Genomic DNA, 13,721 nt, shown 5'->3' on the forward strand with positions numbered 1-13,721 from the left:
GATGTCCATGCTGAGTAACCTGTCCTGGAAACTGAACCGCTTGCGCGCCATGGGGGCGCCCGAGGTGGCGCACCGTGTGCGCGATGCCGTGCAGCAGCGGCTGCAGGCGCGCGGCTATGGCCTGGTGCATGTGCCGCCGCCCGCCGTGCGCCAGCGTTTCGGCGCGCCATGGCTGGGTTTGCCCATCGATGCGGCGCCGCACCTGGCGGCCGCCGAACGCATCCTGGCGGGCCGCTTCGATGTCTTCGCCCTGCGCGATGCGGACCTGGGTTTCCCGCCCCAATGGAACCGCGATCCGAAGACGGGCACCGTGGTGCCGCTGGGCTTTGGCAAGACGCTCAATTACCGCGATGAAGCGGTGGTAGGCGACATCAAATGCCTGTGGGAACCGAACCGCCACCTGGCTGTGGCCGACCTGGCGATGGCGTACCGCCTCGGTGGCGACCTGCGCCATGCGCGCGGCGCGCAAGCCTTGCTCGAATCGTGGTGGCAGCAGTGTCCGTATCCGCTGGGGCCGAACTGGAGCAGCGCGCTGGAACTGGCCTTGCGCCTGGTCAGCTGGTCGCATGCGTGGCATTTGCTCGGTGGCATCAATAGTCCCTTGTTCCAGGGCGCGCAGGGTCAAGCCTTCCTGCAGCGCTGGCTCGACAGCATCTACCAGCATTGCCATTTCATCGCCGGCCATTTTTCGCGCCATTCGTCGGCTAACAATCACCTGTTTGGTGAATTGACGGGCTTGCATATCGCGGCGGTCACATGGCCGTGCTGGCCAGAAAGTGCCGGCTGGCTGGCGCAGACGGAACGCGAGCTGGAAGCGCAGGCGCTCAAGCAAAACGGCCCGGATGGCGTGAACCGCGAGCAAGCGATTTATTATCAACACACGGTGGCCGATGAAATGCTGCTGTGCGTGCTGGCGGGCCGCGCCAATGGTCGGCCCCGCTCGGCCGCCTTTTTGCAGCGCCTGGAAGCCATGCTGGACTTTATCGCCGCCATGACGAACGTGGCGGGCGAGGTGCCGATGATCGGCGACGCCGACGACGCGCTGCTGGCGCACTGGGACAAGGCGCCGGGCGCCAATCCCTACACCTCGCTGCTGGCCAGCGGTGGAGCCCTGTTCGGCCGCGCCGACTTCAAGGCCAAGGCGCGTACCTTCGACGAGAAAAGCGCCTGGCTGCTGGGCGAGGCGGGGCGCCAGGCGTTTGACGCCTTGCCGGACGCTGCGCAGGATACCTTGCCGCGCGCCTTCCCCGAGGGCGGCTATTACGTGATGGGCGCCGGCTTCGGCACGCCCGCTGAAGTGCGCTTGACCGCCGACGCCGGTCCCCTGGGCTACCTGGGTATCGCCGCGCACGGCCATGCCGATGCGCTGGCGCTGACCTTGTCCGTGGCGGGCCAGATGGTGCTGGTCGACCCGGGCACGTATGCCTATCATACGCAAAAGCAGTGGCGCGACTATTTCCGCGGCACCAGCGCGCACAACACCGTGCGCATCGATGGCCGCGACCAGTCCGAGTCGGGCGGTAACTTCCTGTGGCTGCGCAAGGCCAGGGCAGAGTGCCTGGCGTGGCGCGATGATGCGGATGGGCAATTCTGGAGCGCCAGCCATGACGGCTACCTGGGATTGAAAGATGCCGTGCTGCACCGGCGCGACGTGCGCGTGGCGCCCGGCGCCGCGCTGATCGTGGTCGACGATGTGCTCGAATGCGAGGGCGCGCATGAGGTGGAGCTGTTCTGGCACATCGATCCCCGCTGCCGCGTGCAGCTGGACGGCCAGGTGCTGCGCGTGGCGGGCGACACCTTCTCGCTGGAAATACATTTGCCGCCGTTGCCGGATGCCTCCGTGCAATTGGTATGCGGCAGCGAAGCTCCGCCCCTGGGCTGGGTTTCGTACCGCTTCGATGAAAAACAGGCTGCGCCTGTGGTGGTCTGGCGTGGGCAGCTGCAAGGTGCGGCCACCTTGCGCACGCAGTTTCACCTGAGTTTGGCTACCCCTGATCTGTCAGAAAATACGAGGAAAACATGAAAATTAGCATATTTGGTTTGGGTTATGTGGGTGCCGTTTCGGCCGGTTGCCTGGCAACGGATGGACACGAAGTCATCGGCGTCGATCCGAACAGGACCAAGGTTGAGCTGATCAACCAGGGCACCACGCCCATCATTGAAAAAGACATCGGCGAGATGATCGCCGCCACCGTGAAGAGCGGCCATTTGCGCGCCACGTTCGATGTGCGCGACGCCGTCTTCGGCTCGGACATGTCGCTCATCTGCGTGGGCACGCCCTCGCAGCTCAATGGCAACCTGGACCTGAGCCACGTGCGCAAGGTGTGCCAGGAAATCGGCGCCGCCATCCGTGAAAAGGACAGCTTCCACGTCGTCGTGGCGCGCTCGACCATGCTGCCTGGTTCCATGCGCTCGCTGGTCATTCCGACCCTGGAAGCGGCGTCGGGCAAGGTGGCCGGCGTCGACTTTGGCGTGTGCAACAACCCGGAATTCCTGCGCGAAGGCACGGCTGTCTACGATTACTACAATCCGCCGAAGACCGTCATCGGCGAATCCGATGAAAAGGCTGGCGCGCTGCTGGTGCAACTGTATGAAAAGATGGACGCGCCGCTGGTGCGCACGGATGTGGAAACGGCCGAGATGGTCAAGTACACGGACAATACCTGGCATGCCGTGAAAGTGGCGTTCGCGAATGAAATCGGCAACATCTGCAAGGCCGTCGGCATCGATGGCCACACGGTGATGGAAATCTTCTGCCAGGATACCAAACTGAACCTGTCGCCGTACTACATGAAGCCGGGCTTTGCCTTCGGCGGCTCGTGCCTGCCGAAAGACGTGCGCGCGCTGACCTACAAGGCGCGCAGCCTGGACCTCGATTTGCCGCTGCTTAACTCCATCCTGCCGTCGAATCAGCGGCAAGTGGAAAAGGGCATCAAGATGATCGTCGACAAAGGTGCGCGCAAGGTGGGTATCTTGGGCTTCTCGTTCAAGGCCGGCACGGATGACTTGCGCGAGTCGCCGCTGGTCGATGTCATCGAGTATCTGCTGGGCAAAGGTTACGAACTGAAGCTGTACGACAAGAACGTCAACCTGGCTGCCTTGACGGGTGCCAACCAGGATTACATCCTGAACATGATCCCGCATATTTCCAAGCTGATGGTGGACAACATGCAGGACGTGCTCGACTTTGCCGACACCATCGTCATCGGCAATGGCGCAGCCGAATTCAAGAGCGTGCCGGGCAGCCTGAAGCCGCACCAGCACATCGTCGACCTGGTGCGCATCAGCAAGGAACAAAGTGGAGAGCAGTATGACGGCATCTGCTGGTAACACCGTGGCAGGCCAGCCGCGTCGCGTGCTGATCCTGGTGGAAAACCTGCCCTCGCCATTCGACCGGCGCGTGTGGCAGGAAGCGACCACTCTGCATGCGAACGGCTATGAAGTGTCGATCATCTGCCCGACGGGCAAGGGCTACGAGTCGCGCTACGAAGCCATCGACGGCATCCATATCTACCGCTACAACCTCCCGCTGGAAGCGGAAGGGGCGAAGGGCTACCTGGTCGAATATTCGCTGGCGCTGTTCCACACTTTCCGCCTGGCGTGGAAGGTGCATTTCGCGCGCGGCTTCGACGTCATTCACGCCTGCAATCCGCCCGACCTGTTGTTCCTCATCGGCGGCTTCTTCAAGTTGACGATGGGCAAGCGTTTCCTGTTCGACCACCACGACATCAATCCGGAACTGTACGAAGCCAAGTTCGGCCGGCGCGATTTCTTTTATAAATTGATGGTGCTGTTCGAGCGCTGGTCGTTCAAGAGCGCCGACGTGTCGATCGCCACCAACGAGTCGTACAAGAAGATTGCCATCGAGCGGGGCAGCATGAAGCCCGAGGATGTCTACGTGGTGCGCAGCGGGCCCAAGCTGGACCGCTTGCGCGTGCTGCCGCCCGTGCCGGAGCTCAAGAAGGACCGCACTTACCTGGTCGGCTATGTGGGCGTGATGGGCGCGCAGGAAGGCATCGATCTGCTGCTGCAAGCGGCGCAATACATCGTGCAGACCTTGAAGCGCGAGGATGTGCAGTTCGGCCTGGTGGGTGGCGGCACGTCGCTGGAACAGATGAAGCAGATGGCGCAGGACATGGGTATCGCCGACTACGTGACGTTTACCGGGCGCGTGCCGGACCAGCAATTGCTGGAAATGCTCAACACGTCCGATGTGTGCGTGAACCCGGACGTGGCCAACGACATGAACGACAAGTCGACCATGAACAAGATCATGGAATACATGGCGCTTGGCAAGCCGATCGTGCAATTCGACCTGGTCGAGGGCAAGGTGTCCGCGCAGCAGGCGTCGCTGTATGCCTTGAAGAACGACCCCATCGACATGGCGCGCAAGATCGTTGAATTACTCGACGATCCCGCCCGCCGCGAGCAGATGGGCGCGTTTGGCCGCCATCGCGTGATCAACGAGCTGGAGTGGGAATATGAAGCGCCCAAGCTGCTGGCCGCGTATGCGCGCCTGTTTCCCGCCGCCACGCCCGCCGTTTCAGTGACCTTGAGCAAGGATGGCGGCGGATAGCACCGGGCAACAGCGCCGTGCGCGGCCTGCTGATCGTCTGAAGGATTATAGTGTCGAGCGTGCATGCTCCTCAATAAACTGTTTGTGAAGTGAAACCATGAAAATTTATCCAGTCATTCTGTCCGGCGGTTCGGGCACCCGTTTATGGCCGCTGTCGCGCGCCGTGCTGCCCAAGCAGCTGTTGCCGCTGGTAACGGACAAGACCATGCTGCAGGAAACGGCGCTGCGCGTGCAGAGCCTGCCCAACCGCCGTGCCGGCGATAGCGGACTGGCCGATTTCGAGGTCATGCCGCCGCTGGTGGTGTGCGGCAATGAGCACCGCTTCATGGTGGCCGAGCAGCTGCGCGAGATCGGCTTGCCGCCGCTGGGCATTTTGCTCGAGCCAGTGGGACGCAACACGGCGCCGGCCGTGGCCGTGGCCGCGCAATACCTGCTGGCCATCGACCCGCAGGCGCTGATGCTGGTCTTGCCGGCCGACCACGTCATCACCGACGTGGCTGCGTTTCACCAGGCTATCGCCCAGGCGGCGCTGCTGGCGGCCGATGGCGCGCTGGCCACCTTCGGCATCGTGCCGACGGCGCCGGAAACGGGCTATGGCTATATCCGCAGCGGTGCGCCCGTGGCGTCGGGTACGGCGGGCTGCAAGGTCGAGCGCTTCGTGGAAAAGCCGGACCTGGCCACGGCGCAGTCGTTCCTGGCCGCCGGTAACTATTTCTGGAACAGCGGCATGTTCATGTTCCGCGCCGAACGCTATCTGGGCGAGCTGGGGCAATTCCAGCCCGCCATGCTGGCCGCCTGTGAAACGGCCGTGCGCGACGGCTACCGCGACCTCGATTTCTGCCGCCTGGAAGAGAAAGCCTTCGCCGCCTGTCCATCCGATTCGATCGACTATGCCGTCATGGAACATACGGCGCATGCGGTGGTGCTGCCTGCCGCCATCGGCTGGAGCGATGTCGGTTCCTGGTCGGCCCTGTGGGAAGTGCAGCAGGGTGATGCCAACGGCAATGTGGTGCGCGGCGACGTGTATCTCGACGGCGTGAGCAATTGCCTGGTGCGCGCCGAGCGCCGCATGGTGGCCGTGCTGGGCGTGCAGGACTTGATCGTGGTGGAAACGGACGACGCCGTGCTGGTGGCGCACAAGGACCAGGTGCAGCGCGTGAAACAGGTGGTCGATCACTTGAAGCAGGCGGGGCGCAGCGAACACGTGCAGCACCGCAAGGTGTACCGCCCATGGGGCAGTTATGAAGGCATCGATATCGGCGAACGTTTCCAGGTCAAGCGCATCACGGTCAATCCGGGCGGCAAACTGTCGCTGCAGATGCACCATCACCGCGCCGAACACTGGGTGGTGGTCAGCGGCACGGCGCAAGTCACGTGTGGCGAGAAGGTGACTTTGCTGACGGAAAACGAATCGACCTACATCCCCATCGGCATGACGCACCGCCTGGAAAACCCGGGCAAGCTGGCCTTGCACCTGATCGAAGTGCAGTCGGGCAGCTACCTGGGTGAAGACGACATCGTGCGCCTGGAGGATGTTTACCAGCGTGCCTGAGGTGCGGTTTTGGCGATACCAGCACCGTGAAACTATTGGCTTAAAGAATGATGCTATAAAGTAACTTTTCATTAAACAATAGTTAACATAAAAAATTGCTTTATGCTATGATTCTGCCTGGTTTGATCAGATAACTCATGCGGACGCGCTGGCGCGTCCGCGTTTACGCTCAGTGGAATCGCATGAAGAAAAATACGTATTCGGTGCTGGCCGCGCTGGCCTTTGCCGGCTCAGCTTTATTCGCGCAGGCAGCCTTTGCCGCGCCTGTCGACATCAGTTCCACGCCTGGCGCCGTCAATCTGGCAGCGGGCGGTTCGCTGACGTTCAGCGACAAGTTCAAAAATAATCAAAAGAGTAATTTTTTCAATGACCTGTTCACGTTCAATGTGGCACAGGCCAGCGACCTGAGCGTGGTACTGAGTTCGCGCAGCAGCAGCGCGACGAATGGCCTGAACCTGACGGGTTTCGGCTTGTACAGCAGCGTTGGCAATACCTTGCTGCTGGGCGGCGATCAGTTGTTGACCGGCATCGATGACAAGTGGACTCTGTCGTATGCCAATCTGGCCGCCGGTTCCTATTACTTGAAAGTCAGTGGCAATGTGGTGTCGAACACGGGCGCGGCTTTCAGTGCGAATGGCAGCCTGGTATCGGCCGTGCCTGAGCCAGGTACGTATGCGATGTTGCTGGCGGGCTTGGGTCTGCTGGGCTTCATGGCACGTCGCCGCCAGAATGGGGCTTGAGTCCTGCCTGGCTGATTGGCATCCTCGTTTGCGTTTCCTTCCCGCAGCTGGCCTGAGCCAGTTGCAGTCCTCTTGGTGAAAAGTATGAAAAAATTCCTGAAATCCCTGTTTGTGGCCGCCATGTTTGCTGGCAGCAGCCTGGCAGCCCATGCGGCGCCGGTTGACCTCAGCCACGCGACTGTGGATCTGACGCAAGATTTGCTCGATTATTCCAGTAGTGAGCTGCTGGGCTCGTTTTCGCTGGCCTCAGGCCAGTTGGCCGGCGCGGGCAATAACTTTTTCAGCGACAAATTCACGTTCAGCGTGACGGGCTTGAATGACCTGAGCGCATTGGCGACGTCGCTCAAGCCGAGCGCCAACTCGGGCCTGACCCTGACCGGCTTCAGCCTGGGTAATGCCAGCGGCATTCTGTTTCATGGCGCGCTTGACCTGATCAACTTCACGGCGCAAGACCAGGCATGGTCGCTGCAGTCCGGTTCCACGCCTTTGGCTGCTAGTAATTACTTCCTGCAAATTGATGGTTATGTTGCCTCGCCAACTGGCGGCAGCTATAGCGGCATCCTGGCCGTCACGCCGGTACCGGAACCGGAAACCTACGGCATGTTGCTGGCGGGCCTGGGTTTGGTGGGATTCGCGGCACGCCGCCGCAAGCTGCAAGCCTGAAGATAAAACATTCTGGATATGAAACGGAGGCTGCGGCCTCCGTTTTTTTTGCCGCCGGCCGACGTGGGGCTATAATCGTCACGCACAGTGGGCGGCTGCGGCACGGCTGCTTCGATCTTCCTCAACGACGATATTGACCTTGCATAAATTTCTCTTCCTTTCGCTGGCGCTGGCCGCTGGCATCGCCCATGCCGATGCACCATCCATGCCGCCGGGATTGCATGCCGCGCAATTGGCTGTCGTGATCAATGACGCCGAACCGAACAGCATCGCGGTGGGCGAATATTACCGCCAGGCGCATGGCATTCCTCCTGCAAACGTTGTGCACGTGAATATCCCGAACCGCCCGCGCAAGCTCAGCGTGGATCAGTTCGCGCAGTTGAAGGAGCGCATCGATGCGCAATTGAAGCCCCATATCCAGGCCGTGCTGATGGTGTGGAGTGCGCCATATGCGGTCGAATGCAATTCCATCACTTCCGCCTATACCCTGGGCTATGACGCGGGGCAATGCGCGAAGACGTGTGACGCCGGCAAGTCCAGTAGCTATTTCAACAGCAATGTGCCGCAACCATTTACGCAGATGGGCATGCGCCTGTCCATGCTGCTGCCCATCGATTTTGTGGAAGAGGCCAAGGCCGTGGTGGATCGTGGAACGGTCAGCGGTTTTTCCGTGCCTGCCGCCAGCGCGTATTATCTGACCACCAGCGAAAGTGCGCGCAACAGCCGTGCCGCTTTTTTTCCGCCTGCCGGGATTGTGCGCCAGCGCAAGCTGACGGTCAGGAACCTGAAGGCCGATGTGCTCGATGGGGCGCAGGACATCATGGTGTACCAGACGGGCATGGCCAAGGTCGCCAAGCTCGACACCTTGCGCTTCCTGCCTGGCGCCCTGGCGGATCACCTGACTTCGTTCGGTGGCGATCTGCAGGGGACGGCGCAAATGAGCAGCCAGCGCTGGCTGGAGGCGGGCGCGACGGCCAGCTACGGCACCGTCAGCGAGCCGTGCAACTACTGGCAAAAGTTTCCCAATTCGACGGTGTTGCTGCGGCGCTACCTGACCGGCATGACGGCGCTGGAAGCGTACTGGGGCAGCGTGGCCTGGCCCGCGCAAGGCCTGTTTATCGGCGATCCCCTGGCGGCGCCGTATGCCAGGTTCCGGCGCTGAGGTGGTGTTGATCGATGAAAAAAAAGGCTCTTGCGAGCCTTTTTTGTTATGCCTTGCGGCGTGCGGCAAAGCCCAGTAAGGCCAGCCCAGCCATCAGCATGGCCCAGGTTTGTGGTTCAGGAACGGCAGGAATGGGAGGGACCAATGGGACGGGCACCGTATTGCGGCCCGTATCGATACCGCCGCCGCTGCCACCGCCACCCACGCCGCTGCCGGCTGGCAAACTGCCGCCGCTGCTTGAGGTTGAGCTCAGCAATTGCGTAACGTCTTCCGGCACGTTCTGACGCACGAGCGAGGGTGCGTGGTAGCCATCCCAGCTGGGAAACTCATCCGCAGTGGCCGCATAGGTAAACTGGTCGATATTGCTGCCAGAGTTGCGGCTCTTTAAGCCTTTGCCGCCCTGGCCGCCATTCATGCCACTCAAACCAGCATCGTCGAACAGGCCAAGCGAGTGCGTGCGTCCGGACTGAGCTGGTTTGCTCAGGTCGGGCGTGGCGTCATTGCCGTCATATTGCTTTGTCTCGCCGACACCGTCGTTGCTGCGGACATCAATGCCGATATAGCCGTCGATCAGCCGGCATGAGCTATAAGTGCTGTCCATATCGTCATTTTTGTTTGCCTTGCCACCGGCGCTGTTGCCGCCGGCAGCCTCGCATCGTTTCTGTTGTTCCGCCCCGGTTTGCGCGCGCGCGTTCTGCGCGTTAACTGTCGCGTGTGTCAATGTCAACAGCGTGACGAGTAAGAATGATAATTTGAAATTGATCGGTGTGGTCATGTTTGATCTCGCGGAGTTATTACTGACAGCTTGTGCTGTCTTCGTTGGGCCAATGCGGTACATCGCTGTTGCTGTGCACAGCTGAAAAACAGGCATGGGTTGGGCCCGATACGTTTTCGACTGTATTGCTGGTACCTGGAGTATGGGCGCCAGCAACATTTAAATCGTTGCAAGTAATTAAACTTATTTGTAGGAAATATATCATATTTTGCCTGTTGCTGCTGAGGCGATGTTCTGCAGAATTATTTTTGTTGCTTGGTCGCCACTTTAATGGGCGCCACCTTACTCCATTCGGCTTAATCAAATGTCATCAAGTCGTCATCCCGGGCCTTTAATATGCAAATAACAAGTCTGAAATACTTTTGTTAATTGTGGCGCGCCGGCCGATCATGCGGGACCGGCGTCCTTTATTTACCGACCAGGATCCTCATGCACACCTCGTTTTCCCCCTTGCGCACGCCGTTGCGCCTGACCGTCATGGCCTCCCTGCTGGCCAGCCTGTCCGTGCCGGCCCTGGCTGCTTCCGATATCGTCATCAGCCAGGTGTATGGCGGGGGCGGCAATACGGGCGCGCTGTACCGCAACGATTTCATCGAACTGTTCAACCGCGGTGCCAGCCCCGTGAATGTGAGCAACTGGAGCGTGCAATACGCGTCCGCCGCTGGTTCCAGCTGGTCGGTGACGGCCTTGCCGGCTATCGAATTGCAACCTGGCCAGTATTTGCTGGTCCAGCAAGCCAAGGGCGCGGGCGGTACGCAGGACTTGCCTGCACCGGATGCCACGGGCAGCCTGGCCATGTCCGGTACGGCGGGCAAGGTGTTGCTGAGTAATAGCAAGACGGCGCAAACGGGCACCAGCCCCACGGGCGCCGCCGTCATCGACCTGGTCGGCTTCGGCACGGCCAACGGCTTCGAAGGCGCCGTCGCGCCCGCGCCATCGAATACGCTGTCGATTGCGCGTGCGAATGGCGGCTGCGCCGACACGGACGATAACAGCGCCGACTTCGCCACCGGCAGCGTGACGCCGCGCAATACGGCTTCGCCATTGAATGCCTGCGGCGGCCCTGTCGTGCACCAGATCGTCACCAGCTGCCCCGCCAGCCTGGCCTTGGCCGTGGGCAATGGCGGCAGCGCCGTGCTGCGCGCATCCGACGTCGATGGCGTCGTGAATGCCGCCAACTTGAGCTCGCCGGCCGTGGCCGGCATCAGCCTGGCCAATTTCAGCGCGGCCGGCGTGGCGGGCGAGAGCGCCATGGTCAGCCTGCTGGTGGCCGCCGGCGTGCCGGTGGGAAATTACCCTGTCATCGTGAATTTCAGCAACGACCAGCAGCAAAGCGCCAGTTGCAAGATCGATGTCGCCGTGCAAGGCCTGGCTGCCGTCAGCCACACGATCCCGCAAATCCAGGGCAGCGGCGCGGCCAGCCCGTACGCCAATTCCGTGCAGACGACGCAGGGTGTGGTCACCCTGAAAGTAGGCACCGGCTTCTTCATCCAGGACGCGGCCGGCGATGGCGACCCGTCGACCTCGGACGGCATTTTCGTGTACACGGGCGCGACGGCCACCACCGTGCAGCCGGGCGAGCTGGTGCGCGTGACGGGCACGGTGGTCGAATACACGCCGTCGGGCGCGAAAAATTCCTATACGGAATTCAAGGACGTGACGGCCATCCTCACGCAAAGCGCGGGCCACGCCATCGTGCCGACGAATGTGATCTTGCCGAACGAGAACCTGGCCGCCGTGGAAGGCATGCTGGTGCGCTTCACGCAGCCCTTGACCGTGTCGCAAAACGCCTACCTGGGCGCGCGCGGCGAGCTGACCCTCTCGGCGGGACGGCGCGAAGTGCCGACCAACCGTTATCCGGCCGGCTCCGCCGAGGCGCAAGCCTTGATCGCCGCCAATGCGAACAACCTGATCGTGCTCGATGATGGTATTTTCATTGCGCCGCCAACGATACCGTACATCGGCCAGGATAACACCGTGCGCAGCGGCGACACGGTAGCCGACCTGACGGGCGTGGTGGACTTTGGCGCCATCGGCGGTGGCGGTGCCGCCTACAAACTGCAGCCGACGCAGGCGCCGCAATTTTCGCGCGACAACCCGCGCACGGGCAGCCCGGAACTGCCATCAGGCAACGTCAAGGTGGCCAGCGCGAACGTGCTGAACTTCTTTACGACCTTTACCAATGGCAATAACGTGTTTGGCCAGACGGGGCAGGGCTGCACCGTGGGCTCGTCTACCACCAAGAGCAATTGCCGCGGCGCCGACAACCTGGCCGAATTCGTGCGCCAGCGCGACAAGATCGTCGCCGAACTGAAAGCCATCGATGCGGACGTGGTGGGCTTGATGGAAATCCAGAACAATGGCGAAACGGCCGTCACTTATCTGGTCGAGCAGCTCAACGCTGCCATCGGCGGCGTCACGTATGCCGTGGTGCCGAAGCCGGCCGCCACAGGTACGGATGCCATCCGCGTGGCCATGATCTACAAGCCGGCCAAGCTGGGCCTGGTAGGCGGCGCCTTGTCGGATGCCAACGCCATCAACAACCGTCCACCCATGGCACAGACCTTCCGCGCCGGCAATGGCGAGAAATTCTCGCTGGTCGTCAACCACCTGAAGTCGAAGGGCAGTTGTCCATCGAGCGGGCTGGACGCGGACCAGAACGATAGCCAGAGCTGCTGGAATGCCACCCGCGTGCAGCAAGCCCAGCGTCTGGTGGGCAGTTTCGTGCCGCAAGTGGCGGCCGCTGCCGGCGACGCGGACGTGCTGGTCATCGGCGACCTGAATTCATATGGCGCGGAAGACCCGATCCAGGTCATCACGGGCACTGGCTTCGTCAATGAACTCGAGCGTTTCGTGCGGCCGTCCGGCATGCCGTACTCGTATGTATTCGGCGGCCAGAGCGGCTACCTCGACCATGCGCTGGCCAGTGCGTCGCTGAGCCCGCAAGTGGCAGGCGTGGCCGAATGGCATGTGAATGCGGACGAGCCGGAAGTGATCGACTACAACATCGACTCGGCCAAGCCGCAAGACTTGTACAACGGCTTGCCCTACCGCGCCTCGGACCACGATCCCGTCGTCATCAGCCTGGACTTGCAGCCCGCTTACCGCGACATCACGGCCGGCGTGGCGCAAGCCAGTTCGGGCCTCGCGTACAACCGCGTGACGCAAAAATACACGGGCACCTTCTCGTTCACCAACACGGGCACGAGCGCCTTGAACGGCCCGTTCCAGGTGGTGTTCGGCGGCTTGCCTGCCGGCGTGGCCCTGGCCAATGCCACGGGCAGCCATGCGGGCGCCGCGTATGTCACGGTCAACGCGGCCAGCCTGGCGCCGGGCGCGACAGCCTCGTTTGCCGTCAGTTTCACCAATCCGTCGAAAGTGACGATCAATTATTCCGCCAGCATTTTCGCCGGCAACTTCTAAGGACACCATCATGTTGACAACGACACTTCATCCGGCCCTGCGCCGCGCCGTCCTGGCCGCCGTGCTGGCCGCCAGCTCCAGCCTGGCGCTGGCGGATCCGCTCGGCTACCGCGTGGAAATCGACACGAGCCAGTTCTCGGGCGCCGGTTTCCTCGACTTCGCCTTTATCGCCGGCAACAGCCCCGCGCCGGGCGCCAGCGCCGTACTCAGCAATTTCTCGGGTGCGTTCGGCGCGCTGGCATCGCAGGAAGGCAATGTCAGCGGCAGCTTGCCCGGTACCTTGACCTTCGGCAATAGCGGCGCCTACAACGACTGGTTTCACAACGTGACCCTGGGCGGCAAGTTCGGTTTCAATATCGTCTTCGGCGGCGACTTCCTGAACACGGCCGGCAACGCGGGCACGACGTTTGGCGTGGGCTTGCTCGACTACACCGGCATGGCTTATCTGGGCAATGCGAATGGCAACCTCGTGCAATTCGAACTGACCCCGCTCAACGGCGGCTTGCCCGCCAGCATTACAGGCAGTAGCTACGCCAGCATCGCGACGATCTCGGCCGTGCCGGAAGCGTCGGAATGGATGATGCTGACGGGCGGCCTGGCGCTGATCGGTTTTGCCCTGCGCCGCCGCCAGCCTGGCACACGGGCCTAGTCTTTCCAGCCTGGACACAGCGCGCCTGCGGGCCGCTGTGTTTTTTTTGTTTATTTATTTGAAATAGCTATAAATCAGGAAACTAAATTGTATTGGTCACCGTTTTACGCTTGATGCATAGTAAAAAACTTGTCGGGCAGTCTAAGTAACCCCCAATAAATTCTTGTGTTTTCTAGCTTCC

Annotated in this window: 10 protein-coding genes; 9 read left to right on the forward strand and 1 reads right to left on the reverse strand. The window is 61.6% G+C overall.

What is annotated here, in order from left to right:
- Positions 1 to 7: 7 nt before the first annotated feature.
- The 7 genes from LSO07_RS08330 (at position 8) to LSO07_RS08360 (ending at position 8,693) form a co-directional block, all read left to right on the forward strand.
- Positions 8 to 2,023 (forward strand): heparinase II/III family protein, encoded by a 2,016-nt coding sequence (locus LSO07_RS08330; protein ID WP_225317217.1) that lies wholly within the window; start codon positions 8 to 10, stop codon positions 2,021 to 2,023.
- Entirely contained in the window at positions 2,020 to 3,330 is a 1,311-nt protein-coding gene (locus tag LSO07_RS08335) for a nucleotide sugar dehydrogenase (RefSeq protein WP_034782139.1), read from the forward strand. The genes LSO07_RS08330 and LSO07_RS08335 overlap by 4 nt, the downstream gene beginning before the upstream one ends.
- Positions 3,311 to 4,576 (forward strand): glycosyltransferase family 4 protein, encoded by a 1,266-nt coding sequence (locus tag LSO07_RS08340; protein WP_151093272.1) that lies wholly within the window; start codon positions 3,311 to 3,313, stop codon positions 4,574 to 4,576. Before LSO07_RS08335 ends, LSO07_RS08340 begins: the two co-directional genes overlap by 20 nt.
- 97 nt (positions 4,577 to 4,673) lie before the next feature.
- Complete coding sequence (locus LSO07_RS08345; RefSeq protein WP_151093274.1) at positions 4,674 to 6,128, forward strand: mannose-1-phosphate guanylyltransferase/mannose-6-phosphate isomerase; 1,455 nt, start codon at positions 4,674 to 4,676, stop codon at positions 6,126 to 6,128.
- Between the two features lie 182 nt (positions 6,129 to 6,310).
- Positions 6,311 to 6,868, forward strand: coding sequence for an FxDxF family PEP-CTERM protein (locus LSO07_RS08350; RefSeq protein WP_034782143.1), 558 nt, complete (start codon positions 6,311 to 6,313; stop codon positions 6,866 to 6,868).
- 84 nt (positions 6,869 to 6,952) lie between these two features.
- On the forward strand, positions 6,953 to 7,531 hold the full coding sequence (locus tag LSO07_RS08355) for an FxDxF family PEP-CTERM protein (RefSeq protein ID WP_151093276.1): 579 nt from the start codon (positions 6,953 to 6,955) through the stop codon (positions 7,529 to 7,531).
- 133 nt (positions 7,532 to 7,664) lie between these two features.
- Complete coding sequence (locus LSO07_RS08360) at positions 7,665 to 8,693, forward strand: TIGR03790 family protein (RefSeq protein ID WP_034782146.1); 1,029 nt, start codon at positions 7,665 to 7,667, stop codon at positions 8,691 to 8,693.
- Positions 8,694 to 8,739: 46 nt separating this feature from the next.
- On the opposite strand, the gene LSO07_RS08365 is transcribed toward LSO07_RS08360, so the two are convergent.
- Positions 8,740 to 9,468 (reverse strand): PEPxxWA-CTERM sorting domain-containing protein, encoded by a 729-nt coding sequence (locus LSO07_RS08365; protein ID WP_225317218.1) that lies wholly within the window; start codon positions 9,466 to 9,468, stop codon positions 8,740 to 8,742.
- Positions 9,469 to 9,897: 429 nt separating this feature from the next.
- Here LSO07_RS08365 and LSO07_RS08370 point away from each other — a divergent pair, with 429 nt between their 5' ends.
- The gene (locus LSO07_RS08370; protein ID WP_151093280.1) at positions 9,898 to 12,891 is read left to right on the forward strand and encodes an ExeM/NucH family extracellular endonuclease; all 2,994 of its coding nucleotides are present in this window, start codon (positions 9,898 to 9,900) and stop codon (positions 12,889 to 12,891) included.
- A 10-nt stretch (positions 12,892 to 12,901) separates the two neighbouring features.
- Entirely contained in the window at positions 12,902 to 13,540 is a 639-nt protein-coding gene (locus tag LSO07_RS08375) for an NF038129 family PEP-CTERM protein (RefSeq protein ID WP_151093282.1), read from the forward strand.
- The last annotated feature ends 181 nt before the right edge of the window (positions 13,541 to 13,721 follow it).

Origin of the sequence: Janthinobacterium sp. PLB04, from assembly GCF_021165895.1 — a bacterium.
GTDB classification, from domain to species: domain Bacteria; phylum Pseudomonadota; class Gammaproteobacteria; order Burkholderiales; family Burkholderiaceae_D; genus Janthinobacterium; species Janthinobacterium lividum.

What these genes read in the sequence shown, in the direction of transcription:
- LSO07_RS08330 (WP_225317217.1), top strand. Translation starts at nt 8, where the DNA reads ATGCTGAGTAACCTGTCCTGGAAACTGAACCGCTTGCGCGCCATGGGG.
- LSO07_RS08365 (WP_225317218.1), bottom strand. Translation starts at nt 9,468, where the DNA reads ATGACCACACCGATCAATTTCAAATTATCATTCTTACTCGTCACGCTG.
- LSO07_RS08370 (WP_151093280.1), top strand. Translation starts at nt 9,898, where the DNA reads ATGCACACCTCGTTTTCCCCCTTGCGCACGCCGTTGCGCCTGACCGTC.
- LSO07_RS08335 (WP_034782139.1), top strand. Translation starts at nt 2,020, where the DNA reads ATGAAAATTAGCATATTTGGTTTGGGTTATGTGGGTGCCGTTTCGGCC.
- LSO07_RS08375 (WP_151093282.1), top strand. Translation starts at nt 12,902, where the DNA reads ATGTTGACAACGACACTTCATCCGGCCCTGCGCCGCGCCGTCCTGGCC.
- LSO07_RS08355 (WP_151093276.1), top strand. Translation starts at nt 6,953, where the DNA reads ATGAAAAAATTCCTGAAATCCCTGTTTGTGGCCGCCATGTTTGCTGGC.
- LSO07_RS08340 (WP_151093272.1), top strand. Translation starts at nt 3,311, where the DNA reads ATGACGGCATCTGCTGGTAACACCGTGGCAGGCCAGCCGCGTCGCGTG.
- LSO07_RS08345 (WP_151093274.1), top strand. Translation starts at nt 4,674, where the DNA reads ATGAAAATTTATCCAGTCATTCTGTCCGGCGGTTCGGGCACCCGTTTA.
- LSO07_RS08350 (WP_034782143.1), top strand. Translation starts at nt 6,311, where the DNA reads ATGAAGAAAAATACGTATTCGGTGCTGGCCGCGCTGGCCTTTGCCGGC.